This window comes from Sinorhizobium sp. NG07B, assembly GCF_002532005.1.
Classification (GTDB): Bacteria; Pseudomonadota; Alphaproteobacteria; order Rhizobiales; family Rhizobiaceae; genus Sinorhizobium; species Sinorhizobium fredii_C.
Genome location: NZ_NWTD01000007.1, coordinates 84295 through 110457, shown reverse-complemented (window position 1 = coordinate 110457; position 26163 = coordinate 84295). Strand labels below are relative to the sequence as shown.

Annotated in this window: 17 protein-coding genes and 2 pseudogenes; 12 read left to right on the top strand and 7 right to left on the bottom strand. The window is 64.4% G+C overall.

The genetic code is table 11. From position 1 onward, the window contains the following. The first annotated feature begins 365 nt into the window (after nucleotides 1–365). The 4 genes from CO664_RS21520 (at nucleotide 366) to CO664_RS21505 (ending at nucleotide 4909) form a co-directional block, all read left to right on the top strand. Nucleotides 366–2744, top strand: a complete 2379-nt coding sequence (locus CO664_RS21520; RefSeq protein ID WP_097539923.1) for a bifunctional diguanylate cyclase/phosphodiesterase — start codon at nucleotides 366–368, stop codon at nucleotides 2742–2744. Between the two features lie 2 nt (nucleotides 2745–2746). Then, entirely contained in the window at nucleotides 2747–3469 is a 723-nt protein-coding gene (locus CO664_RS21515; protein WP_097539845.1) for a transporter substrate-binding domain-containing protein, read from the top strand. Between the two features lie 248 nt (nucleotides 3470–3717). After that, on the top strand, nucleotides 3718–3918 hold the full coding sequence (locus tag CO664_RS21510; protein WP_037421311.1) for a DUF2905 domain-containing protein: 201 nt from the start codon (nucleotides 3718–3720) through the stop codon (nucleotides 3916–3918). 100 nt (nucleotides 3919–4018) lie between these two features. Continuing rightward, nucleotides 4019–4909, top strand: coding sequence for a hypothetical protein (locus tag CO664_RS21505; protein ID WP_037421234.1), 891 nt, complete (start codon nucleotides 4019–4021; stop codon nucleotides 4907–4909). A gap of 329 nt (nucleotides 4910–5238) precedes the next feature. Here the strand turns inward: CO664_RS21505 and CO664_RS21500 are convergent, their stop codons facing one another. After that, the gene (locus tag CO664_RS21500) at nucleotides 5239–7782 is read right to left on the bottom strand and encodes an NAD-dependent epimerase/dehydratase family protein (protein WP_097539844.1); all 2544 of its coding nucleotides are present in this window, start codon (nucleotides 7780–7782) and stop codon (nucleotides 5239–5241) included. Nucleotides 7783–8095: 313 nt separating this feature from the next. Between CO664_RS21500 and CO664_RS21495 the strand changes: the two genes are divergently transcribed. Then, entirely contained in the window at nucleotides 8096–9319 is a 1224-nt protein-coding gene (locus tag CO664_RS21495) for a glycosyltransferase family 4 protein (protein ID WP_037421240.1), read from the top strand. On the opposite strand, the gene CO664_RS21490 is transcribed toward CO664_RS21495, so the two are convergent. The 4 genes from CO664_RS21490 to CO664_RS21475 form a co-directional block, all read right to left on the bottom strand. Further along, on the bottom strand, nucleotides 9313–10140 hold the full coding sequence (locus tag CO664_RS21490; protein ID WP_097539843.1) for an aldolase/citrate lyase family protein: 828 nt from the start codon (nucleotides 10138–10140) through the stop codon (nucleotides 9313–9315). The genes CO664_RS21495 and CO664_RS21490 overlap by 7 nt on opposite strands. A gap of 73 nt (nucleotides 10141–10213) precedes the next feature. After that, entirely contained in the window at nucleotides 10214–11227 is a 1014-nt protein-coding gene (locus CO664_RS21485; RefSeq protein WP_037421246.1) for a TRAP transporter substrate-binding protein, read from the bottom strand. Nucleotides 11228–11264: 37 nt separating this feature from the next. Then, complete coding sequence (locus CO664_RS21480) at nucleotides 11265–12545, bottom strand: TRAP transporter large permease subunit (RefSeq protein ID WP_037421249.1); 1281 nt, start codon at nucleotides 12543–12545, stop codon at nucleotides 11265–11267. Between the two features lie 110 nt (nucleotides 12546–12655). Further along, nucleotides 12656–13207: a TRAP transporter small permease gene (locus tag CO664_RS21475; protein ID WP_176536638.1), complete on the bottom strand. Its 552-nt coding sequence runs from the start codon at nucleotides 13205–13207 to the stop codon at nucleotides 12656–12658. Between the two features lie 188 nt (nucleotides 13208–13395). Here CO664_RS21475 and CO664_RS21470 point away from each other — a divergent pair, with 188 nt between their 5' ends. Then, a complete protein-coding gene (locus tag CO664_RS21470) occupies nucleotides 13396–14445 on the top strand; it encodes a substrate-binding domain-containing protein (RefSeq protein ID WP_097539842.1) in 1050 nt (349 codons plus the stop codon). A gap of 26 nt (nucleotides 14446–14471) precedes the next feature. Next, on the top strand, nucleotides 14472–15230 hold the full coding sequence (locus CO664_RS21465) for a hydratase (RefSeq protein WP_097539841.1): 759 nt from the start codon (nucleotides 14472–14474) through the stop codon (nucleotides 15228–15230). Between the two features lie 254 nt (nucleotides 15231–15484). Here the strand turns inward: CO664_RS21465 and CO664_RS21460 are convergent, their stop codons facing one another. After that, nucleotides 15485–17422: a methyl-accepting chemotaxis protein gene (locus CO664_RS21460; protein ID WP_097539840.1), complete on the bottom strand. Its 1938-nt coding sequence runs from the start codon at nucleotides 17420–17422 to the stop codon at nucleotides 15485–15487. A 307-nt stretch (nucleotides 17423–17729) separates the two neighbouring features. Beyond that, entirely contained in the window at nucleotides 17730–18119 is a 390-nt protein-coding gene (gene crcB, locus CO664_RS21455; RefSeq protein WP_037421265.1) for a fluoride efflux transporter CrcB, read from the bottom strand. A gap of 566 nt (nucleotides 18120–18685) precedes the next feature. On the opposite strand from crcB, the pseudogene CO664_RS21450 reads away from it, so the two are divergent. The 5 genes and pseudogenes from CO664_RS21450 to CO664_RS21430 all read left to right on the top strand — a co-directional run. Beyond that, nucleotides 18686–20328: pseudogene (locus tag CO664_RS21450) on the top strand (HAMP domain-containing methyl-accepting chemotaxis protein); the annotation flags it as partial. 208 nt (nucleotides 20329–20536) lie between these two features. After that, nucleotides 20537–22639, top strand: a complete 2103-nt coding sequence (locus CO664_RS21445; protein WP_097539839.1) for an EAL domain-containing protein — start codon at nucleotides 20537–20539, stop codon at nucleotides 22637–22639. Between the two features lie 22 nt (nucleotides 22640–22661). After that, a pseudogene (locus tag CO664_RS21440) lies at nucleotides 22662–23908 on the top strand (ABC transporter substrate-binding protein). 79 nt (nucleotides 23909–23987) lie between these two features. Next, nucleotides 23988–24881 carry a LysR family transcriptional regulator gene (locus CO664_RS21435; RefSeq protein WP_097539838.1) on the top strand — a complete coding sequence of 298 codons (894 nt, stop codon included), beginning with the start codon at nucleotides 23988–23990 and terminating at the stop codon, nucleotides 24879–24881. Nucleotides 24882–24999: 118 nt separating this feature from the next. Continuing rightward, complete coding sequence (locus CO664_RS21430) at nucleotides 25000–26139, top strand: ABC transporter substrate-binding protein (protein ID WP_037421275.1); 1140 nt, start codon at nucleotides 25000–25002, stop codon at nucleotides 26137–26139. Nucleotides 26140–26163 lie beyond the last annotated feature (24 nt).

Genomic DNA, 26163 nt, shown 5'->3' with positions numbered 1-26163 from the left:
AGTTTGACATGGCGCGCGGTGCGCGCAAAGCCGAGCATGTCCAGTCGATGCTGGGCCGGACGCCGCACAAAGCCGCCCCGGCCGCCATCCGGCGTCGAGAATCCAGCACGATTTCGATAATACGCCCCCGACATCTGCGCAATTCGGATATTCCAGCGCGATTGGGCTAGCGGCGAGGCGCATTATTTACGGAAGTCTAATGTTTTCAATGGACCATGGGCCCGGTTCGTTCTCGGTTGCAGGGCTGACGGGTCGGCGACGGAGCGCTTCGGCGCCTGCCGCAGAGCGGAGATCGGACCGGGAATGGGCAAGGCCGCGGTGCACCTCGCGTCGGCCTTCGATGCGGTGTGGTCCTGGGCATTGAGATGAATACGCATTCGGTAGAGAGCCGCTTCATACTGATCGTTTCCAGCGCTCTCCTGCTGTTGATCGCCCCGCTATTCGCGCTTTTCTTCTATCTCTCGAACGAGCGCGCCTATCGCGACGTCATTGACCATGGCCAGGTCCTGCTCAAGGCCAACTCGCTGGCGCTCGGCAAGCCGCTCTGGGATTTCGACGAGGAAAGCGTCCGGCAGATCGCCGGCACGATCCTCGCGGACCGTTCCGTGGTCTCGGTCCGGGTCCACGAGGTCGCCGGCGGGCTCGACGTCAGGCTGCCGGAGCGCTCCCGCGACAGGGATCCGCCCGGTGAGATCCTGTCCACCGCCGTCCATTACCGCTCGGTCGATGGCACCAAGACGGTCGGCAGCCTGGAAATCGCGCTGCGCCAGCGCGACCTGCGCTCCGATTTCGAGTTCGACGATGCCGTCTATGTCGGCATCTTTCTATTTGCGATCGTGATCATCACCGCGGCGGCCATCCTGGGCAACCGTCTGATGGTGACGCGGCCGCTGCTCCGCCTGACGCACGCCATCGAGGCGACGCGCCGGCTCGGGTCCCGCCATATGGTCGACTGGGTATCGGCGGACGAAATGGGCATGCTGGCCGCCAACTTCAACGAGATGCAGGCGCGCCTCGCCCAGGAGGAAAACGATCTCAAACGCGCCCATCAGAAGACGACACGCCTCTACAACCTCACGCCGGCGAAGCTCTATTCCATCGACGACGACGATCGCCTGACGGCGGTCAGCGACTATTGGCTGCTCGCCACCGGCTACGATCGCGAAAGTGTCATCGGCCAAACCTTCGCCGATTTTCTCGACCCGGCGACGCGGCCCGCCTACGAAAACCGCAAACGCCAGGCGAGTGAAGACGTGCAAGGCGCCTCAGTCACCGTCAAGTTCAGATGCGCCGACGGACGGCTGATCGACGTGCTGATCAAGGAGGTGCAGGCCCTTGAGGCGGGCGACACGCTGTCGCTGGCCGTCATGACCGATGTCACGGAATTGAAAACCGCCGAACAGCGCAACCATGTGCAGGCGATCACCGATCATCTGACCGGCCTCCTCAACCGCCCCGGCTTCGAGACGGCGCTCGACGCGGCGATCCGCCAGGCGGCCGCGGACGGCGGAGAACTCGCCTGCCTGCTGATCGACCTCGACCGCTTCAAGCCGATCAACGACAATCTCGGCCATGCCGCCGGCGACGAGGTGCTGCGCCAGATCGCCTGCCGCATCCGCGCGCAACTGCGCGGCAAGGACAAGGTCGGGCGCCTCGGCGGCGACGAATTCGTCGTGCTGATCTCCGCACCGAAGGCTGAGAACGCCGCGCTGCAGATCTCCGAGCGCATCGCCGCCGCCTGCGCTGAGCCGGTCGTCGTCGACGGCAAGGCGCTATCGCTGAGTGCCAGCATCGGCATCGCGCTCTATCCGGCTCAGGCGAAGCGCGCCGCCGAGCTGCTGCAGAAGTCGGACATGGCTATGTATGCCCGCAAGCACAATGGCAAGAACGGCGCGAAACTCTTCGATCCGCTGATCGCGAGCCTTGCGCAGGAAAGACTGAAGATCGAGACCTATATCGAGGACGGGCTCAGGCAGGACTGGTTCGACGTCCATCTGCAGCCGATCGTCGACCTCAAACTCGGGAAGGTCGCCGGCTTCGAAGCGCTGATGCGCCTCAACCATCCGGAACACGGCGTCCTGCCGCCGGCGGACATCATTCGGGTCGCCGAAGAAACCGGCGCGATTCTGCGGATCGGCGAGCGCATATTCGAAAAGGCCGTGGCCCATCTCGCCCGCCTTTCCTCCATTCCGGGCCTGGAAACCAGCTATCTGGCGGTCAATTTCTCGCCGCTGCAATTCTCCCCGAGACTGCCGGCCGCCGCAGGTTCCATACTGATGAAATGGGGGATTCCGCCCACCCGCATCGTCGTCGAGATCACCGAAGCGGTGCTGATGCATCACAGCCCCGACATTCGCGACGTCCTCGGCGCGCTGAGCGGCGCCGGGATGAGAATCGCTCTCGACGATTTCGGTACCGGCTATTCCTCGCTCAGCTATCTCGTCCATTTCCCGGTCAGCATCATCAAGATCGACCAGGCCTTCACCCGCTCGCTGACCGATGACAGTGACACCGTCCGCCGGCGGGTGCGAAAGCTCATTGCCGGCATTCAAATGGTCGCCAAGGAACTGAATTGCCAGGTCGTCGCCGAAGGCATCGAGACCGACGAGCAGCTGAACACGCTCCTTTCCATGGACGTGAACTGCGGGCAAGGATATTTCCTCGGGCGTCCCCAGCCCGTCGCCGACATTCTTTCCGGACACCAAACAGGGCACCGGCTGCTGCTCGCCGTGCCAGGGAACTGACGATGAAACAGATCTTTTTCCTGATGACCCTTCTCTTTCCGCTCGCCGCCCAGTCGGCGGACGTGAAATTCGTCACCGAATCCTACCCACCCTTTAATTTCCGCGAAGGCGAGGTCTACAAGGGCGCTTCGGTCGAGCAGGTCCGTCTTCTCATGGACGATGCAGGCCTGAAATACACGATGGAGATGATGCCCTGGGCCCGGGCGCTCTTCCTGGCCGAGAGCCAGGAGATGCATTGCGTCTTCACCACCGTCCACAACAAGGAGCGCCACGGCCGCTTCAAATGGGTCGAGCCTCTCCTGAAAAGCCGCACGGTGCTGATCCGCAAGGCCGGCTCGCCCGTCGATCCGAAGACGCTCGACGAGGCGAAAGCCTTCAAGGTCGGCACCCAACGCGACGACTTCACCCAGACGATCCTCGAGGAAAACGGCTTCCCGCGCATCGATCTCGCCACCGACCTGGAACTAACGCTCAAGAAGCTGCTCACCGGACGCATCGACCTGATGCCGATCTCGGAGAAATATTTCGACAAGCTGAAGCGCGACGGAGCGCCCATCGAATCGACGGTCGTCCTTGCCGAGGACATCTACTCGATCGCCTGCAATCCTTCCGTACCGGACGAGCTGATCGGCCGCATGCAGAAGAGCCTCGACAAGGTCATCGCCGACGGCACCCAGTCGCGCCTGTTCGAGAAATACGGGCTGGCGAGCGAAGAGCAGAAGTAGACCGCTATTGCACGTCCACTGACACAGGCGCGTGGGTTGCAGTAAGGCAGGGCTCTCCTCTCCCATCATTCCTGTGCTCGTCACAGGAATCCCAGCCCATGCCTTTGGGCTGAAAGACTCTTCCGCGTCGCGGACGCGGCACTGCTGGATCCCTGTGACAAGCAGGGATGACGGCAAAAACGTGGTCCGCCGGCGGCTAGCCTTGTATGATCCGCGAAGGCTACACACTCGGAAAGAGGCAGGGACAGATGTCCCGTGTCCTGATCATCATCGGCCTCGTCATCGTGGCCGTCGGCATCCTCTGGCCCTGGCTGACGCGCATCGGCTTCGGCAGGTTGCCGGGCGACATTCTGATCGTGCGCGAAAATTTCTCGATCTATATCCCGATCACGAGCGGCCTCATCGTCAGCATCCTGCTCACCGCTATCCTCTGGCTGGCTAACCGCTAGACGCTTGCCGGCAATCGGCTGTGAACGGAAGGGAACGAATTGGGTTTCGACAGGTTAGTTGCTGGAGTGATAACACCCTGAAACACAAGGGAGCTTTTTCATGAGCGACCCACTCTACACGAGTCCCGCAACGGCGCCTGCCGAGTCCTTGGTTGCCATAGCGCCCAGCAAGCTCGATTGGGCGGCAATATTCGCCGGCGTCGCCCTGGCACTGGCAGTCCAGCTTCTCCTCAACCTGCTCGGCGTCGGCCTCGGCGCGGCGGCCTTCGATCCCGGCAGCGGCGACAATCCCGGTCCCGGCACCTTCTCGATCGCGAGCGGCATCTGGTTCGCTCTTTCCGGCATCATTTCGGCCTTTGCCGGCGGCTATCTGGCCAGCCGGCTGTCGGGGCGGTCCGGCACGACGACCGGGGCCTATCACGGGCTGACGACCTGGGCGGTGACCACCCTGATCGTCGTCTATCTGCTGACGACCTCGGTCGGCGCGCTGCTTGGGGGCGCACTGAGCGGCCTCTCCTCGGTGGTCGGCGGCGCCGGGCGCACCGTTGCGACGGTTGCCACGACGGCGGCACCAGCGCTTTCAGGGGCGGACGATCCCTTCGCCGACATCGAGGGGCAGATCCGCGAGACGATCGGCGGCGATGATCCGGCTGCCATGCGCGATGCGGCCGTTGCGTCGATCCGCGCCCTCGTCACCGGCGACGAGACACAGGCGGAGGAAGCCCGCAACCGTGCTGCCGATGCCCTTGCGCGGGCCCAGAACATCCCGCCGGATCAGGCCCGCGCCCGCGTCCAGGAATACGAGCAGACCTACCGTTCGGCCGTCGAGGATGCGCGGAGGAAGGCCTCCGATGCGGCGGACACGGCCGCGACCGTCGTCTCCAGCGGGGCATTTCTCGGCTTCTTCTCGCTGCTGCTCGGCGCCGCCGCCGCCTGGCTCGGTGGCTGGTACGGCACGCGTCGCCTGGACGGGCTGACGGACGTCTCATGATCGGGGTAAGCCGGTCCTCAGCTTGCCCCCCGCATCGATCCGAGGGGCGGGCTGAAGCAAGGCCCGATACGCTAACCAGCTGCGGCGGTCGCAGGCACCCCCTCTGCCCTGCCGGACATCTCCCCCACAGGTGGGGAGATCAGCAAGTGGGAACCTCCCGCCATCGATAGCCAATGCATGCGCTTGCAGGTGCCTTGAGTTCGGCATAGGCGCGCTGGCTTGGGGCAGAGCGGCGTTTCCAGCCAATCTCCCTCCTTGTGGGGGAGATGCCCCGTCACACCTTCCCCCCAGATCTCCCGTTCCCACCAGATTCCGCTTTAACAGGCCATTCAGACGATCGCTCGATCCCAGCCTCCGTAATGTTCCTCGCTGCGCGTTCCGCGCGGCAGGCTGAGGGCGATCAGGCCAAGGCCGAGCAAGAAATCCGCGACGCTTGCAACCATGCCGCCGCCCGAAAGCACGAACGGCGAGGCGGCCACCCAGGCGCCGAGCGCGACATTGAGGAAACGTACCGGACGCGCCACCTCGGCCATTGCCGTGACGGCGACCAGGATGACGAGGCAGCCGACCACATGATCGCTGTAATAGAGCGGCGGAGAGCTGCCGAAGATCAGCGGCGTTGTCATCAGCATCGCGCCGAGACCCACGCCTGCTACCAGCGTCCACGGGAAGTTCACCCCGCCGGTAATGAACTCCTTGATGAGCTCGGAGGCCGGTCGGTCGAGATCGGGCGCCGGCGACTGGTTTTCTGACAGGGCGGGGCCGCCCATCCAGAAGGTGCGCCAGAACGGCTCGCCAGACTTTGTCGCCCGCCAGAGATATTGAACGGCCGCCAGCACCTCGTCGATCGAATAAGGGATCAGCACCACGGTGACCGCCGCTTGGACGATGCAGAGCGTGCAGAGCGCGCCGATCAGCGGCGGCTGGATGATGATGAAAGAGACGCTGACCACGCCAAGCGGGATAATCAGCAGGCCGAAGAGCAGCACCATCCATGGCATCGTGCGCCAGCGGCGCCGGTCGCCGATCGCGCCGGCGAGGATGTCGAGCCCATAGGCAAAGGCGCCGAAGCCGGCGTCGGCGATCGGGAAGCCCTTCGAGACCCAGGACGTCACCACCGCTTCGCTGCCGTTGCGGACGGGAGCTCCGCCCGCGCCGAAAAACGGGTCCCAAAGGCCATCGATATGCCCCATCTGATAGGCGGCGAGGTAGCGTGAGACGAACAGGCCGACGAAGGCAAGCGCGACGATGGGAATGCGCTGCGTGAAGGCGGAAGGCGAATAGCTCCAGCCGAGCGGTCGGTCGTCATCCGCCGCCAGCGCCCGGCTGCTGATGCCGGGCGTTGGCGGGATCATCACGGCGAGGACCGGGATCAGCAGCCCGACCAGCGTGTCGATGCCATAGGCGGCAGCGCTGGTGGTCCAGAAGACGAGTGGCGCCAGCATGATCCAGACGCCGAGTGCGGCGGTGATCCATTGTGTCCAGGACCAGCGGCGATACATCCCGAGTAGCGCAAAGAAAACGACCAGCAGTCCTGACATTATCTCGCTGATGCCAAGCCGCGCATTGCGGATAGCTGCCGCCGCGATCTCGTGCCCGAGGGCGGGCGGTGACGGAACGGTGACGGGATCGAAAAGGCCGAGCGTCATCGGCGAGGCGACGAGCCACAGACCCAGCGCGACATTCGCCATCGGCGCCCAGAGGGTGAAAAGCCGCTGCCGCTCGACGGCGGCCTCGACCTCAGCGTGACTGCGCTCCAGCGGCCTATCGAGCCTTCGTTTCGCCTGCTCGATCTCTGGCTCCGACGCGGCGACGGTGGAGGGCTCGAGCTTGTTTTTCTTGTACCAGTCAGTCGGGTCACGCTTGAGCCGCCGGATCATCTCCGGCAGCGTGCGGGAGAGGCGGTGTTTCGGCTCCCAGCCGATGAGGTTGCGGGCGCGGGATATGTCGATCTCGAAATGGTCGTCGGAGTTCTCGATCATCCACGGCCTGATGTCGCTCTCCTGATCGAGCACCTCCGTCTGCACCCATGACCCGGTCTTGGCGAGCCCCTTGGGGAGCACGAAGGTGCGCCAGTCCTCGCCGTGGAGAAGCCGGCCGATGCTCTTCTGCAATTCCCCATAGGAAAGCGTTTCCTCCTCGCCGATCAGCATCACGCTTTCGGCGGGCAATTCGCAGCGCCGGTCGACGGTGCGCACGACGGCCTCGACCAAGTCGTCCTTGTGGAGATAGGGCTGCCCCGCCCGAAGATCGCCGGTGAACAGATAGGCGGTCGGCAGCCGCTCGAAGATGCGGGCGATCTGCTGGGCGATGAAGGTGGCCCTGCAATCCTCGTCATAAACGCCGGCAAGCCTGAGGATCACCGTCTTGATCTGCCCGCGCTCCCCAGCGATCACAGCTTCCGTCTCGGCCTTCGACTGTGGATAGGCCCAGGAAGGCTCGAGAGGCGCATCCTCGTTGATCCTTGCGCCCTTCGCCGGGCTCGGCGCGTGTACCAGCAGCGTGCTGGAAAAGACGAACTGCTCGGTCTCCAGTTCCTTCAGCGCCGCAAGCAGCCGGCGCGTCCCCTGGACGTTGACCGCGTCATATTTCGGGTCGGTCTTGCCGGTCGTATCGTAATAGGCGGCGAGGTGGATCACCGAGGCGACGCGGCCGCCGCTCCGCTTACCGATTTCCTGTACGGCCTTCCTGATGCTGACGTCGGAGGTGAGGTCTATCTCGATCGTCTCGAGACGGTCCGCCGCGCCTTTCGGGGCTGCCACGTCCAGGCCGATGACGCGGTAGCGATCCTTGAGGCCGTGAGCGATCGCCTGTCCGAGAAAGCCACTCGAGCCAGTGATGAGAACGGTCGGTCGATCTGTCTCGTTCGGCATTCTTGAAACCTTCGCGGGAGTTTCGTTGCAAACGTCCCTTCGATGGGGAAGGTTCCGATTGCGGCGGTCCGGGCCGCTCGACGTACCTCACATGCCTGAAGCCGATCGCCGATCGCCCGCGGGCGGCGCGCAGTCCTCTGGGCGCTCGGCACAACTCACCTGCGAGGCGAAGGCGGCGTCTGCAGCCGCAGGCAGCCGGCGGCTGCCCTTCGGGAACAAGAGCCGCTTTCGGCAATTGTTGCAGGAGATTGACCTTGCCCTTTTCGAGCGAACGCCCCCACCCCCGCCTTCGCTCCGTTACAGGAGTTCAGCAATGAGAATTGCCCAGATCGCCCCGCTTGCAGAACGTGTTCCGCCGAAGCTTTACGGCGGAACGGAGCGGATTGTTCATTGCCTTACCGAAGAACTCGTCAGGCTTGGCCACGACGTCACGCTCTTTGCGAGCGGCGACTCGCTCACCTCCGCCGAGTTGGTGCCCTGCTCGGAGGTCGCCCTCAGGCTCAACCCGGACGTGACCGATTTCCTTCCCCATCACGTCGTCATGCTCGAGGAGGTGCGCCGCCGCGCGCAGGAGTTCGACGTCCTGCACTTCCATATCGATTTGCTGCATTTTCCCCTTGTCAGGGATTTCGCCGACCGCACCGTGACGACGCTGCACACGCGCCTCGACTTATCCGATCTCCAGCCCTTCTATCGGCTGTTCACTGATATACCCCTCGTCTCCATATCCGACGACCAACGCCGGCCCATCCCGCCGGTGAACTGGAGGGGCACCGTCTATCATGGCCTCGACGCCGCGGTGCTGCCGTTCACCGAGAAGCCGGCCGGCAACTACCTGGCTTTTTTGGGCAGGATCTCACCCGAGAAGGGCCCGGAGAGGGCCATCGAGATCGCCACCCGGGCCGGCATGCCGCTGAAGATCGCGGCAAAGGTCGACAAGGCGGATCGCGCCTACTGGGAACGTGTGGTCGAGCCGATGGTGGCAAGCCATGCCAATGTCGAGTTCATCGGCGAGATCGACGAACGCCGGAAGCCGGAGTTCCTGGGCAATGCCGCGGCCCTTCTCTTCCCGATCAACTGGCCGGAGCCCTTCGGCTTGGTGATGATTGAGGCCATGGCCTGCGGCACGCCGGTGCTCGGCTTCCGCTACGGCTCCGCCCCGGAAGTCATCGAAGACGGCCTGTCGGGAATTCTCGTCGACTGGGTGGAGGACGCCGTCGCGAGGATGGACGAGGTCCTGAGCCTCGACCGGCGGAGGGTGCGGGGAGCGTTCGAGCGCCGCTTCACGGCGGAGCGGATGACGCGCGACTATCTGGAAATCTACCGCAATCTTCCCGGCGTCCGGAGCGACGCGCCGCGCGCGGCGGCGGGCGATCGGATCGGCCTCGAGGTCGCCCACCAACCCTGGCGAAGCGCGGTCGAAAGCGCTTTGCCGCTCGCCGAGGCCGGCACGAGCCGAGGGGCGATCCCGGTGGTCCTCGATGGCCCCAAGACCCTTGGAACGGAAGAGCCCCGCGGCGGGCGGCCCGGTCAGTAAGATTTCTTGAGGTGCGAGGATGCGGCCGCCTGTTGGCCGCCCTTCTCCGCCTGCCGCAACGCTTGGTACTCGGCAACCGCCGCCAGACCGGCATCGCGCAGCAGCGCCACGTCGTGGGGCCCGGCGATGATGCGATAGCCGCGGTCGATCAGTTCGCCGACGGAGGCACCGGCGTTCGGCACCGTGCCCATGATCTTGCCTGAGGCGAGGATCGCCCTCTCGGCTCGGGCAACCAGTTCGCGCACCTCCGGATGGCCGGTCTGCTCGAGGCGGCCGATCGAGCCAGCGAGATCGTTGACGCCGATGAAGATGATGTCGGCGCCCTCGGTCGCCGCGATCGCCTCGGCGTTGTCGACCGCCGTGAAGGACTCGATCTGCACGGCGATCAGCATGTTGTCGTTGGCCTTGTGGATATAGCCGGGCTCCAGCCCGAAGGTTGAGGCGCGCACCACACCGGCCGCATAGCCGCGGATCCCTTGCGGCGGATAGCGGCAAGCGCGGACCGCCGCAAGTGCGGCTTCCGCCGTGTCGACCGAGGGGATCATCACCGACTGCACGCCGGCGTCGAGCACCCGCTTCAAAAAGACATGATCGTTCCAGGGGACCCGCACCAGCGCCGGCGAGGGCGTCGTCTCGATGGCGCGGAGCGTGTCGATGATCTCGCTGGTCTCGCCGACGCCATGCTCATGATCGACGAGAAGGAAGTCGAAGCCGGCATGGCCGAGGATTTCAGCATTGGTCGGCGAGCCGCCGCCGACCCAGCATCCGAACGCGACGTGACCGGCGGAAAGGTGGGCCTTCAGGCGGTTTTGTGTGTACATGGACAGAGAGCCTCGAATTATTCGGAAGGGACAGCATGGGGCGCGCCTTCACGCCCCATGCGATGGCAGGAGTTCAATTGGCGGAGCGCACCCGCTCGATCGTCTCGTTGAGCGCCTTGACGAGGTCCGGATTGGCGGAGGCGGCGAATTTCTCCGCGACCGGCTTGGTCTTCTCGCGGAAGCGGGCGATTTCCTCGGGCGGCAGCTTGGTGACCGTCATGCCCGAGGCGGCAAGCGCGTCGACCGCCTTCTGGTCGGCATTGCGGGAGAGCTGGCGCTGGAAGGCGGCAGCCTCGGTGGCGGCGGCCTGCAACAAATCCTTCTCCTCCTGGTCGAGCTTTTCCCACAGCGGCTTCGAGAACAGCAGCACCATCGGATTATAGGTGTGGCGCGTCAGCGTGATGTACTTCTGCACCTCGTTGAGCTTGGCCGTCAGAATGCTCGGCGCCGGGTTTTCCTGGCCGTCCACCGTGCCGGTCTCGAGCGCCGTATAGACTTCCGGGAACGGCATCGGCACCGCATTGGCGCCGAGCGCCTGGAACATTTCCAGGTAGATCGGCGACTGCACGACGCGGATCTTCAGTCCCTCGATGTCGTCGACCTTCTCGACGGGGCGGCGGCTGTTGGTGAGGTTGCGGAAGCCGAGCTCCCAATAGGCGAGCACGACGAGGTTCTTGTCGTCGAGTTCCTTGGCGAAGGTCTTGCCGACCTCGCCGTCCATCACCGCGTCGGCTTCCTTGGTCGATTCGAACAGGAAGGGCAGGTCGAGGATGGCGAAGTCGGGCGCAAGGCTTGCCATCAGGCCGGCATTCATCACGGACATCTGCAGGAGCCCGCCTTGCAGCGCCGTCACCGACTGGAGGTCGCCGCCGAGCATGCCGGCCGGGAAGACCTTGACGTCGATCTTGCCGCCGCTTTTTTCCTTGACGATCTCGGCGAACTTGCGCTGGCCGATGACGAGCGGCGAGCCTTCGGCGCCGGCGCTGGCGAAGCGGATGGTCTGCTCGTTGATCTCGGCGCTTGCCGAGAGCGGCGCTACGGATGCCAGCATCAGGCCGGTCATCAAGGCCATCAAAGTCTTACGCATGTCGTTTCCTCCTTGATACAATGCGATTTTCTGGAATTCAGCGTCCCAGCCAGGCGGCGGGCCAAGTGACGAGTTCGGGGAAGGCGATCATCAGCCCCAGCACGACGAGCTGGGCGACCATGAAGGGCGTGACGCCGCGGATCACCGTTTCCATGTTGAGACGGGAGACGCCGGCGACGACGTTCAGCACCGTGCCGACCGGCGGGGTGACGAGGCCGATGGAATTGTTGATGATGAACAGCACGCCGAAATAGATCGGGTCGATGCCGGCTGCCTGCACCACCGGCACCAGCACCGGCGCGAGGATCAGGATGGTCGGAGCCATGTCCATCGCCGTGCCGACGATGACGACGAGGATCATGATCGCCAGCATCAGCAGCTTCGGGCTGTCCATCAGCGGCGACAGGAGCTCGATTACCTGCCCCGGCAGGTCGGCGATGGTGATGAGCCAGGCCGAGACGAGGGCGGCCGCTACGAGGAAGATGACAACGCTCGTGACCTTGGCGGAGGAGACGAAAACGGCATAGAGCTGGGAGAGGCTGAGCTCGCGGTAGATGCAGGTGGCGACCAGGATCGAATAGACGGCAGCGACGACGGCGGCCTCGGTCGGGGTGAAGAGGCCGAATTTCAGGCCGAAGATGATGATCACCGGCAAGCCCAGCGCCCAGAGGCTTTCGCGCAGCGCCTTCAGCCGCTCCGCACCGCTGGCGCGCGGCCGGAGTTCGATCTCCTCCTTGCGCACCATAAGCCACCAGGCGACCGCAAGCCCGACGCCGATCATCAGGCCCGGCGCGATGCCGGCCATGAAGAGCTTCGAGATCGACAGGTTGGCGGTGACGCCGAACAGGATGAAGGCGATCGACGGGGGGATGATCGGTCCGATGACTGAGGCCGAGGCGACAAGGCCGGCGGAGCGCGCCTTGTCGTGGCCGGCCTTGACCATCATCGGCACGAGCAGCGCGCCGAGCGCAGCCGCATCGGCGACCGCCGAGCCGGAGAGCGCCGAGAGCACGCAAGCGGCGATGATCGCCACATAGCCGAGCCCGCCGCGCACATGCCCGACCAGCGCCAGCGCCAGCGCCACGATTCGCTTCGACAGCCCGCCGGCATTCATCACCTCTCCCGCCAGCATGAAGAAGGGCACGGCGAGCAGCGTGAAGCTGTCCGTGCCGCCGACGAGGTTCTGCGCGAGGATCTGCGGATCGAACATGGCGAGCTGCACCATCAGCGCCACGCCGCAGATCAGTAGCGCATAGGCAATCGGCATCCCGATCGCCATGGCGGCGAGAAGGGCGGTGATGAAGACCAGAATTGTCATCGCGGACCAACCTTTACCGCCTATTGCTCGGGGATCACGTCCCTCCGATTCAGGCTGCAGACCTTCGGAAGCGCCAGCGCCGGCGCGTTGAAACGGCTACCGGCGAACCCTCAGCGCGGCGGCGCGCTGCCGGGCGGCAATTGCGCGATGTCGAAATCCTCTTCCGATTCCTTGACGCCGATCAGTTCCTCGTCGCTGATCCGGCCGGTGAGCGAACGCAGCAGCGAGAGGCAGAACCAGGCGGCCGCAAAACCCGTGAAGATCAGCACCGGCACGAAGAACCAGGCTTGCGAGATGCCCATGACGGGCGTCGTCATGCCGAGATTGATGCCGAACTGCTGCCAGGTGCCGGAGAAGACCAGCCAGGTCGTATAGAGCATCAGCAGGTTGGAGAGGACGAAGCAGACGAGCCGGCCCTTGCGGGAGAGCCGGCGGATGAGCGTATCGACGCCGAGATGCGCCTGCTCGAACAGCGTCACCGCGGCGCCGAGAAAGACCACCCAGACAAACAGCAGGCGCGACAGCTCTTCCGACACGGAAATGCCGGTGTTGAAGGCATAGCGCAGCACGACATTGCCGAAGACGAGAACCAGCATCGCCGCCAGGCAAAGGGCGAGCAGGAACTCCACGGGATTCAGCAGGAATTTGCGGATCGCGAACAAGATGGCCCCTCCTCCGATGAAGTCTCTCCCGGTTATGCGCCTCCGCACATCACCGCCTCCGAACAGCCGATCAGAATGTAAGCGCTTACATAGCAGTTTTAGACGACCTGTCAAATGGAAAGTAAATGGGTTGGAAAAGGGCATGTAACCGTATACATAGCTAATCGATTGAGGAGAGACCGATTCCCATGGGACGTGGAGGAAGAGAGCGGAACGGACAGACGGGCGCCCGGGCTCTCGACGTTGCGGCGCGGGCGGGCGTTTCTACCGCCACGGTGTCCCGCGCCTTCAATGCGCCGGAAAAGGTCGCGCCGGACATCCGCGAAAAGGTGCTGAAGGCCGCGGCCGAGCTTGGCTGGATGCCGCATCCGGCCGGCGCGGCGCTCGCCAGCCGCCGCACCTGGCTCGCCGGGGTGCTTATTCCGACCCTCGACAACGACGTCTTTGCTTCGCAGGTGGGCGCCCTGCAGACGCGCCTGTCCGCAGACGGCGTCACGGTGCTGATCGGCTGTTCGAACTACGACGCCGACCAGGCCGCCAACCAGGTCCGCACCATGCTGGCGCGCGGTGTGGAGGCGCTGGCCGTCGTCGGCGAGTCCCACCGCCCCGGCCTGTTCGAAACGATCGCGGCGCGCGGCATCCCCTATGTGGTCACCTATTCACATCGGCCCGGCTCCCCTCACCCGAGCGTCGGCTTCGACAACGCCGCCGCCTTCCGGCGGATCGCCCGCCACCTGCTCGAGCTCGGCCATCGCGATTTCGCGCTGATCCATCAGCCGTCGATCGACAACGACCGGGTCGTGGCGCGCGTCGAAGGCCTGCGCGCGGCGCTCGCCGAGGAAGGCGTGGCGCTCAGGCCGCAGCATGTGCGCGAGGGGCCGGCGAGCATCGCCTTCGGCCGCGAGAGCCTGCGCTCGATTATGGAAGCGGCGGGTCCACGGCCGACGGCGGTCGTCTGCGGCAACGACGCGCTGGCGATCGGCGCGCTCATAGAGGCGCGCGCGCTCGGCATGAGCGTGCCGGAAGAGCTCTCCATCACGGGGTTCGACGACGTGGCGATGGCAGAACAGACCGATCCGCCGCTCACGACGATGCGCGTCGACAATGCCGAAATCGGCCGGCGGGCTGCGGACTATCTGCTCGCCTGCCTTGCCGGCCGGCAGCCGCCGCCGCCGCCGCCGCTCGAAAGCCGCCTGATTCTCCGGGCATCGACCGGCGTCCCTGCCCGTTCCGCCTGACCATTCCCCCCAAAACGGATGCCCGCATGACCCACGCTACACTTTTCGATGCCGCCGATCTCGCCCACCGCTTTGCGACCGCAAAGGACCGCATCGCGGCCGCAGAGTTACCGGTGCCCGCGACCATTGCCGAGGCTATCGCCGTCCAGGCCGCGTTCGCCGCGCCCGAGGACGTCGCCGTCGCGGGATACAAGGTGGCCCGCTCGCCGGAAGACAAAGGCGTTGCCGGCCGCCTCTCGCCGATTGCGGTCGCCGTGCCCGAGGCTCAGCCGGGTACCTTTCGCTGGCGCAACGGCCTGCGCGTCGAGGCGGAGATCGCCTTCCGCCTTGCCGCGAGCCTGCCGCCCCGGGAAGGCGGCTATAGCCGGGACGCGGTGATCGCCGCCATCGGCTCCATCCATCTCGGCGTCGAGGTGCTCGACAGCCGCATCGAGGAGGGCGGCAAGGCGCCATTCCTGCTCTTCCTCGCCGACCGGCTCGGCAATGCGGGCTATGCGATCGGGCCCGAGCTGCCGCGCGAATTTCTCGACGGCGCGGAGGGGCGGCCGCTGGAAGTGAGCCTCGACGGAGCCCCGCTGTTCGCAGGCGAGGCCCACCACCCGGCAAGCGATGTGCTCGCCTGGCTGGTCGGCTGGGCAAATGAGACAGAAAGGGCGGAAGACACGCTTTCCGCCGGGGAGATCGTCACCACCGGCAGTCTCTGCGGCGCCCTCGATGTCGCAGCACCCGGCCGCATCGACGTGAGGCTCGACGGCAGATGGAGCCTGCCGGTTAGGGTCGCATAGCGAAAAGGGCTGGCTCGCGAACGCCGAAATAGCACCCCCTCTGCCCTGCCGGGCATCTCTCCCCACAAGGGGCCCACAAAGGGAGAGATCGGCGACTGGCAACGCCTCGCTCAAACCAATTCGGTGACTTCAGCGTTCACGAGCTTAGTGCCGGGCAGGGCCTCGCCTTTGTCCAATTCCCTCCTTGTGGGGGAGATGCCCGGCAGGGCAGAGGGGTGTACCGCTTGGGGCAGTTCGGCGCCGCTCCCTCCCTCTCAGAACTCCTGCCATTCCTCCGCCACGGCGGCGTTTCCGCGGAAGGACTGCGCCACCTTGGCGACCATCTGGCGCGCCGGTGAAGCAGCCGTGCCTCCGCTTGCAGCCGGCGCTGGGCGCTTTGATGCGGCGCCGGCGCCGATGTCGAACTGGCGCAAGAGCTGGAACAGCGCGTCCGCCTCCTTGGCAAGACCATGGGCGGCGGCTGTCGCTTCCTCGACCATCGCGGCGTTCTTCTGCGTCCCCTGGTCCATGGTGTTGACCGCCGTGCTGATCTCCTTCAAGCCTGTTGCCTGTTCCCTGGAGGCCTCGACGATCGCCCCGACATTGCCGTCGACCTGCTGGACCTGCTCGACGATTTCCTCGAGCGCCTTGCCGGTTTCGCCGACGAGGGCGACGCCGTTCTTGACGTGGTCATTCGAGGTGTTGATCAGTTCCTTGATCTCCTTGGCGGCCTTGGCGGAACGCTGCGCCAATTCGCGCACTTCCTGGGCGACGACGGCAAAGCCCTTGCCGGCCTCGCCGGCCCGCGCCGCCTCGACGCCGGCATTCAGCGCGAGAAGGTTGGTCTGGAAGGCGATCTCGTCGATGACGCCGATGATATTGCCGATCTCGACTGCCGAGGTTTCGATCTTGCCCATGGCGCCGACCGCGTCGCGCACGACGCGTCCGGAGCGCTCCGCATTGTCCTTCGTCTTGCGAACGAGCTGGCCCGCCACCTGGGCACGATTGCTGGAGTCGGCGACCGTTGTGGTGATCTCGTCGAGCGCCGCCGCCGTCTCCTCGACGGAAGCCGCCTGCTGTTCTGTCCGCTTGGCGAGATCGTCGGAGGCCGAGCGTATCTCCTGGGCGCCGGCTGCGATCGCGCTTGCATTCTCGGCAACCGCCTGCATCGCCTGGCGCAGCTTTTCGACCGCTCCGTTGAAGTCGAGCCTCAGCTTGTCGAGCGACGGAATGAACGGCGTGTCGATGCGCTGGGTGAGGTCGCCCGAGGCGAGATTCTGCAGTGCGGCGGCGAGCTGATGGACGGCCTGGCCGGTCTGCTCCGCCAAGGCATTGCGCTGCTTTGCATCCTCTTCAAGCCGCTGGCGCTCCGTCATCGTGCGCGTCGTCTCCGCATTCGCCTCGCGTTCCGCCTTTGCGGAGATCGCATCCCTGAGCGCCGCAACGGCACGCGCCAGCATGCCGATCTCGTCGCGGCGTGCTTCGAGGCGACGATCCCCCGTCAGGTCGCCCTCGGCCATCGCCTTCAACGACAGCTGCAGCCTGGACAGCGGTGCGATGATCGAGCGCGCCGACAGCGCCGCAGCGATGATCGAAAGCAGGGCAGCGATACCCAGCGCCGTGAATGCCAGTGATTCGAACCCGCTCACGGCATCGCGCACGTGGCTGCCGATCGATTTGTTCAGCGCCTCCTGATAGTCGATGAACTTGTTGATGGCGCCGAGCCAGGCGTCGAACAGGGGGCGGGCCTGCTCCAGCAGGATCCTGCGCGCGCCGTCGCCATTTCCCTTCTCCTGGAAGGCGATGATGTCGGCGACGAGCGGATTGGTCTTCGCTTGAATGTCGGCGATTTCGGCCAGAATGGTTTTTTCCTGATCGCTCGCGCCGGCAGCGATCATCTCGGCCATCCGCTTCTCGTTCTCGGCATAGGTGGCGGCGAGCTTTTCGATCAGCGCCACCGCTTTCCTGCGCTCCTCTTGGGAGGTCACCAGAGTGACGTCGCGGATGGCGATTGCCCGATCATGAACGCTACCGCGATAGTTGATCGCAAAGCGTTGCTTGGCACTGTTCACGTCGTTGATGGTAGCGAGATTGCCATTGATCTCTTCGACCTGAACGGCCGAATAGATGGTCAAGCCGACCATCATGAGAAGCAGGAAGCCGAAGCCGATGGCGAGGCGCGCGCCAATCCCGAAGCTCTTGAAATAGCTCATCGATGTTTCCTTGTCCCTTTGACGCATTGCCGCGCCTCGACCGCTCTCTGGCCGGACCGTCGCTTGCGTCCTTCAGAATCAACGTATCAAGGAGGCGCGAGCGGGCGCATGCCGCAGCCCGCGTCAAAACCGTCCCAATGCAGTGAAAACCAGTCCCAGCGGCGGCTTGCGCCGCGAAGGCCACCCGCCCTCATGGCGGTTGAGACGAGCGTACATCGCTTCGCTTTGCCTCAAGAAATGGCACCTGTTGGTTGCGAAATGGTGAATAATTAGCTTTGCTATAAAAGTAATTTCTAAAATTTGATAATCAGGCCGCCTGGCCGGCCGCGAGCAGGCGGACGAGCATCATCCCGGCGAGCAAGCCGAGAAGTGAAAAGATCACGGAAGAAGCGGCGTAGATTGCCGCGGCGGCCCACTCGCCGCGCTCATAAAGGCCGATCGTGTCGAGCGAGAAGCTTGAAAAGGTGGTGAATCCGCCGAGCACGCCGGTCGCCAGGAACAGCCGCACATCCTGAGGCAGATGGACGCGCAATGCGAAATACTCGGCGATGAGCCCCATCGCGAAAGAACCGGCGATGTTGACTGCCAGGGTACCAAAGGGAAAGGCAGCCCCCAAGAGCTGCGCGGCAAACTGATTGACGCCATGGCGCATGGCGCCGCCCAATCCGGCACCAAGGAATACCAACAGATAGGCCATTACCGTCCTTTTTTCCTCTCGCGGCCGAAGTTCGGGACAATAGGACGGAGAGCCGCCGCCGGCAATCGCCGAAGCGGCGATGTCCGCTGTGGCATCGGAGGCCGCCTCTAAGCGCAGCCCATCCGTTTCAGATCGGAGCACTGGACCTATCCACTTTCTGCATCGGCCTGTCCACTTTCCGCTGCCAACTGCCCGAGCCGCACCCTATTTAAGCGTTTGTTTACTCAGGAACGCTTGGGTGGTGATTGCGATAGTAATCGCCTCCACAACCGCCGGGCGGTGTCCGACAGGTTCCTGGGTGGCGATTCATAGGGGCGACCGGTGTATCCGTTCGCTCCAGCGGGATGAGCCCGCGGGATTTCCAAGACGCATGATTTTCGAGGAGAGGCTGGCCGCGCTCGGCACGGAGCGCGGAAGGAAAGTCGCGTGCTCGTTCCCCGCCGCCAACGTCACCGGACGATCCTCCCCATCGTCCGGCCGGCGAACCGGGAGCAAGCAGGCGATCGCGGCCAAATCTCGACCAACGGAGACCTCGGTCTCTCGAATACAGTTCCGAGGTAGTGATAGTGAAACGACCAAGCGTGAAATTGTCCCTGATCGGCTCGATTGCCGGCATGGTGCTGACAACCGCCGCCATCTCCTGGGTATCGATCAGTTGCCTCTCCGACATTGACGCCAAGAGCGACCAGATCGTCGACAACTGGCTGCCGAGCGTCGAGCGATCCAAGGAGATCGATACCGCTCTCTCCGACCTGAGGGTAGCCTTTAATCGCCATGTCCTGGCGACCACGGAGGATGAAGAACATGCGGCCGAAACCGCGATCGAGGCGGAAAAGACTCGATTTTTCAGGTCGATAGACGACTACGCGGCGCTCGTGACCGAGGCAGACGAACAGACCGAACTCGCGAAGATCAAGAATACGGCCAGCCAGCTGTTCGACGCGAGCCGCCGGATGATCGTTGCCTCGGCCGCAGCCAAGGACGATGAGGCCAAGCAGATCATTTCCAAGGAAAAGGCGCCGCGCTTCAGCGATGTTGCCAAGTCGATCGACGTGATCGTCGGCCTCAACAAGGAGGGTGCCGCCCGGTCCGGTGCGGAAATCCAGGGGCTCCTCGAAAATACGCTGAAGCTTATCTCCATCCTCTGCGCGATTGCGGTCGCTGCTGGCGCCGGCGTCATCGTCTTTGCCGTTGCCGGTATCGCCAACCCGATCACCCGCATTACCGGCGCGATGCGCAATCTCGCCTCCGGCGACGCAAAGTCGCCGATACCCTTTGCCGGCCGCGCCGACGAGATCAGCGCGATGGCCGAGGCCGTCGAAGTGTTCCGTCAGAATGCATTTGCCAATGCGCGTCTCGAAGAGGAGGCCGCCGACACCCGCAGCCGTCAGGAGGCCGAACGGGCCGAGGTGCAGCGCCGAACGACGCGCGAAGCGGAAGCGCTGCGCTTCGCCTCGGACAATCTCGCCGCCGGCCTGAAGCGGCTTGCGGCAGGCGACCTCGCCTTCCAGCTCAACGAAGCCTTCGCGGCGGACTTCGAGCCGCTCCGGCAGGATTTCAACCAGTCGGTCCGCCAGCTCGGCGCGGCGCTCGCGTCGATCTCCGAAAGCATCGGCACGATGGACAACGGCACCCGCGAGATCGCGTCGGGCGCCCAGGACCTCGCCAAGCGCACCGAACAGCAGGCGGCTTCGCTGGAAGAGACCGCCGCCGCCCTCGACGAGATCACTGCCAATGTCGGCTCCTCGACGAAGCTCACCGAGGAAGCCCGCACGGTCGCCACCCAGGCCAATCACAGCGCCGCCAAGTCCGCCGAGGTCGTGTCGCGTGCCGAAGAAGCGATGCGCCGCATCGAGGGGAGCTCGCAGCAGATCTCCAACATCATCGGCGTGATCGACGAGATCGCCTTCCAGACCAACCTGCTGGCGCGAGGCGGCGCGCGCCGGTGACGCCGGCAAGGGCTTCGCGGTCGTTGCCCAGGAGGTGCGCGAGCTCGCCCAGCGCTCGGCGCAAGCCGCCAAGGAGATCAAGGCACTGATCCAGAACTCGACGACCGAGGTCGAAAGCGGCGTCAGACTGGTGCGCGATACCGGCGAGGCGCTGAACGTGATCGGCGGCTTCATCGGCCGGATCAACAGCCACATGAAACGCGATCGCCGTCTCCGCCAAGGAGCAGTCCACCGGGCTTGCCGAGATCAACACCGCGGTCCTGTTTTCCCCCGCAGCAATCCCGAGGACCGCCTCCGCTGGAAAGCGCCAGGGACCGCCTGTTCGGGGTCGCCGCCCAGCTTGACCGCGTCCTGGCGGAATTGTCGCGCGAAGGCTTACGGCCTGCCGGCGAACAACTGCCAAATACCGGAACCTGATCGCGGTAAAGGCGGAGGAGGAACAAGGTGCGAGCGGAGCGGGCTGACGAGATGACTGGACGATCGAAACCGCTGAGCAGGCCTCGGCAATCGGTGGAGACATACATTCGGTCGATCGGCCGGCACTACGTGAATGCCGTCATTGTGATGACGCTGCTGATCGCCGCCACCTATCTGACCATGCTTGTCGCCCTTGACCGTCATTCGCTGCAGCAGAAGATCAGCTTCCTGACCAGCAACCAGTTCATCCGCTTCCAGCAGCTCGCCAACCAGACGCGGGCGCTGATGCGGGCTTCGGCCGACCCCAACCTGCCGGAATACATCATCAGTCCGATGCGCGACGACATCCATCGGGCGATAGGCGATATCCGGGCAATGAGCGGAGAATTGCACGCGCTGGACCAAAGCATCGGCGGCAATCTCCTTGAGCGCTTCAATCCGCGCGACGAGATTGCGGTGCAATTGCGTCGCGATCTCAATGGCCGGCTCGAGGACTTTCTCGAGCGGGCGGTGCGCATTGCCGATACCAGCAACGAGGACCGGCGGCAGCGCTACTCCTTCTGGGGCCCGATCGACTTCGCCGTAGCCTCCGACAGCATGCTGATGCACCAGTTTTCCGACCTGATCCGCCACGCCCATGACCGCAGCGGCGTCAGCATCGACAACGCCAAGCTGATCGGCACGGGGCTGCTGGCGCTGATCGCGGCCACCGTCATTCTGGCAAGCGTCCTTCTGTTCAGCCCGCTCCTCAAGAAGCTGCGCAACGAGCATCGCCTGACAATGGCTTTCGAGCAGCGGCTGACGCTTCTGGCCCACACCGACGCTCTCACCGGTCTCAACAACCGCTCGTCCTTCAATACCGCTCTCAGCAATCTCTTTGGCGAGCTGGAAAGGACAGGGGCCGGCTTCTCCATGCTGCTTCTCGATCTCGACCGGTTTAAAGCCATCAATGACGGCCTCGGCCATCCCGCGGGCGATGCGGTGCTGCGTCACGTCGCCCGCACCCTGCAGAAGACCTTGCGCGCAAGCGATGTGATCGCCCGGCTCGGCGGCGACGAATTCGCCGTGCTGCTGCCAGGGATCGGCGAGGCTGCCGCACTCGAAGCGGTCGCCGAACGGGCGATCGAGGCGATCGCCGCAGACTTTGCCTTCGAAGGACGCAACCTGCAGGTATCGGCCAGCATCGGCGGCGCCATCGTGCCCGATCACGCCTCGGACGAGGCCGGATTGATGCGCATCGTCGACCTCGCTCTCTATACGGCGAAGGCCGGGCGCAACACCACGGTCATATTCGACGAAGCGGCGCTGGCCCGGCGGCTAGAGCAGAACCAGCTCTCTCTCGCCCTTGTGCTTGCCGCCGACCGCAATGAATTCGTCGTGCACTACCAGCCGAAGGTCGACCTCATGACCGGTGCCCATCTGGGCTTCGAGGCGCTGGTGCGCTGGCAGCATCCGGAGCTGGGGCTTTTGCCGCCCGGCCGTTTCATGCCCCTGATGGAAGGAACGCAGCTCATCCGCGGCATGACCCGCGCAGTTGTCGCCGCCGTCGGCCGCGACCTCAAGGCCTGGAGGGCGTCCGGGCTCGCTCCCGGTCCCGTGTCGATCAACCTGCCCGAGGTCCTGCTCGTCGGCGAGGAAGGTTACGCGTTCTTCGCCGCCGCGGTTCGTGAGAACGGCCTGGAATGGCAGGATTTCGCGGTGGAGATCACCGAGGACGTCTTCCTCAATCGCTCGGCCGACCAGATTCTTGCAACGGTGGCGCGCTTCCGTCAGCACGGCCTGTCGATCTCGCTCGACGACTTCGGCACCGGTTTCGCCTCGCTCGTGCACTTACGCGATTTTCCCTTCGACGAGTTGAAGATCGACCGAAGCTTCGTCGACGGCATAGGCAAGGACGCCCGCAGCGAGCAGATCATCCGCGCCATGATCCAACTTGCCCGGAACCTCGGCAAGCGCTGCGTCGCCGAGGGGATCGAGACGGAAGCGCAACGACGCTTCCTGATCGAGGCCGGCTGCGACATCGGCCAGGGATACCATTTCGCCCGGCCCGAGCCAGCCGCCCTCGCCGGCGCGCGGCTGCCGCAACGGGCCGCCGACGACCGGCGCCCGGCGTCGAAGGCTTCGGCAGCGCTGCGGCGGATCGCCCGGCGGTGACTATCGTAAGTTGGAGGAGATGATGAGACGAAAAATCAAAAGGGCCTGCCTGGCCGCGGCGCTGCTGCTGGCAAGCTCCCAGCCACCTGCAGCCGCCGATCAGCGCGGCGCAGTCGATGTCGTGCATTTCTGGATTTCGCAGAGCGAGGCGGCGGCACTGGACGTGTTGCGCAAGGCATGGGCCGATGCCGGCCACCAATGGATCGACCTGCCGGCGGAAAACAAGGTGGCCGTCCAGAGGATCGTCAGCGATCGCATCGCCAACGGCTATGCGCCCGCCGTCATGGAATGGAATGCGAACGAGGGTTCACGCGAGCTGCCGGAAATGGGTATCGTGCTTGACATCGACGAGGTCGCCAGGGCGGAGGACTGGCGCCGCGTCCTGCCGGCAACCGTGCTCGAGCGCATCACCTACAAGGACAAGGTGTTCTTTGCGCCGACCAACGTCCACGCGGAAAACTGGCTCTGGACCAGCGAGCCCATCTTCCGCCAACTCGGCCTGAAGGCTCCCGAGACATGGGACGAAATCTTCGCCGCCGCCGAGAAGATCAAGGCGGCGGGCCACCTGCCCGTCGCGCTGGGCGACGGTCCCTGGGAAATCTCCCTCGTCTTCAACGGCATCATGTATTCCAAGCTCGGCGCCGAGGGCTATGCCCGGATCATCCGCGGCGACCCGGCGCTGGTTAGCGATCCGCGCATGACCGAGTCGCTCGACATGCTGCGGCGCCTCTCCCGCTATGCGGAACCGGCCGCAGCGCGCCGGCGCAAGACCTGGGCCGACGCCACCGCCGCAGTCGGTGGCGGCAAGGCGGGCATGCAGTTCATGGGCGACTGGGCGAAGGGCGAGCTGGTGGCCCGTGGCTACTCTGTCGACAAGGATTTCGGCTGCAGCCTGATGCCCGGCACGGAGATCGCCTATTTCATGGTCATCGACGCTTTCGCCTTTCCGCTGACCAACCGCGAAGACGCCGCCGACGCGCAGCGCGCCTTCGCGCGCATGGTGCTGGATCGCGACAACCAAGTGGCCTTCAGCCGTCTCAAGGGCTCCCTGCCGGTGCGCACCGACGTCGATCCCAGCGGGCTCGACGCTGCGGCCGGCTCGGCCTCGAGAAGATCGTCCAGAACAGCGGCGTCAGCGCCCAGTCGATGGCCATGCCGACGCAGATGTCGGAGGGCTGGATCGGCGTGCTGGCGGAATTCTTCAACGACGAAAGAATGTCGACCAAAACTGCCCAGCGCCGCCTCTACGACATCGTCAAGCGGCAGTGAGTAGCACCAAACTTAATCGCTTGTGTCCACGGCGCCTGAAAATTACCAATAGGTGCCGTTGGAGGCGTTGGGAGGCGTCATGCTGACTTTGCGACAGATCGAGGTGATCCGCGCGATCATGGTCACCGGCACGATCGCCGGCGCCGCGAAGCTCCTCGGCGTCGCGGCGCCCGGCGTCAGCCGGCTGATGAAGTATACGGAAGACAGCCTTCGGGTCCGTCTCTTCAACCGCAGCCATGGGCGCTATGTGCCGACACCGGAGGCCCGGCACATCTTCGGATTGCTCGACACCGTCTACCGGCAGGTCGAGGACCTGCAGTTTGCCGTGCAGCGGCTGGAAAAGGGTGACGGGCTGGAACTCAGCGTCGGCTCGGTTCCCAGCATCGCCAATGTGATGGTGCCGCGGGCGATCGCCAAGCTGCGCCAGCAGTATCCGTCGCTTTATATCGACATCAACATTCTGAAGATCGAGGAGGCGATCGACTATCTGCTCGTCGGTCGCGGCGAGGTGGTGGCGATCAGCTCCTATCTCGAACACTCGATCATCCATTTCGAGCCGCTCGCCACCGGGCGGCTGCTCTGCATCGTGCCGCAGGACAGCGAGCTCGCCGGCAAGGACGCCATCGCGCCGGACGAAATCGTCCGCCATACCTTGATCGGCATCGATCCGAACGATCCCTACGGGCGGGTGATGACCGAGATTTTCCGTCGTCAGAACCTCGCCTATGATATGAAAATCAAGGCGCGTTTCGGCACGACCGTCTGCGCCCTCGTCGCCGCCGAGCTCGGCATTGCCATCATCGACGAGTTCACCGTCGCCGCCGGCCGGGTGCCGGGAATCAAATGCCTGGAAATCGAAGCGGACACGACCTTCCCGACCTTCGTCGCCTATCGGCGCGACGTTCCGCTGTCGATCTTTTCGGAGCGCTTCATCGACACGCTGAGAATCGAAATGAACCGCGCCAAAAGATAACATCAAGTTATTGACTCTGCATATCTTGGTATTTGCCGTTACGTAGGAGATGGGACAGTATCACGCAGCTGGGCGGAGGAGGATCGCCGCCCATGGAAGAACGACATAGGAGGAGAACATGACGAAGAGAGCACTTGCGTCGATCGCAATTGCCGTGGCGCTATCGGCCGGCCTGCCGAACATATCCTGGGCGGACACGATAAAGATCGCCAACGTGATCGAGCTTTCGGGCGCCGGCGCCACCGTGGGAAGCAACTGGCGCGACGCGCTGAAGCTCGCCTTCGAGGAGATCAATGCTGCCGGCGGCATTCTCGGCGAACAGGTCGAGGTGACGGATTACGACACGCAGACCGACCCGACGACCTCGCGCGCCATGGTGCAGAAGGCGATCGACGACGGCGCCTATGTCATCATGGGGCCGATCTATTCCGGCTCGGTCAAGGTCAACATGATGGTCGCCCAGCAGAACGGCGTGCCGCAGCTGACCGGCGCCGAAGCGCCGTTCATCACCGACATGGGCAATCCCTACATCTTCCGCACCTCTTTCGGCGCACAACAGTCGATGCCGAAACTGGTCAAGTACCTCACCGAGGAAATGAAGGTGAAGTCGGTCGCCGTCGCCTGGGTCAATGACGACTTCGGTAAGGGTGGACGCGATTCCTTCGTGGCCGAGCTGGAGAAGAACGGCATCGCCGTCAACGCCGACGTGTCGAGCGAAGTGGGCCAGGCCGATTTCGCAGCCGACGTCATCAAGCTGAAGTCGAGCAATGCGGACGCGATCTTCGCCTATCTGCATGAAGAGGAAAGCGCGCGGCTGCTCAAGGAAATCCGCAAGCAGGGCGTCACCCAGCCGATCTTCGGCGAAACGACGCTGATGAACCAGAAGGTCGTCGACCTTGCCGGCGAAGCGGTCAACGGCGTGCGCGGGCATGTCGGCCTCAGCGCCAATGCGCCGATCCCCGGCATCGAGGAATTCGCCAAGAAGTTCGAGGCGAAGTACAGCTACAAGCCCGACCACAACGCCATCAAGGCCTATATGGGCGCCTATGTGGTGAAATACGTCACCACCAAGAACGGCAAGGTCGACCGCCAGGCCTTCGCGGATGCGCTGCATGGCCTGACCATCACGCCTGCCGACGAACCCGGCATCCTGATGGAGACCAGCTGGGACGACAAGGGCGAGGTCAACCGCGAAAGCTTCCTCGTCGAGGTCAAGGACGGCAAGCAGACCGTCGTGACCACGCTGCCGAAACTCTAAAAACGGTGAGGCTTCCGGCCCGCC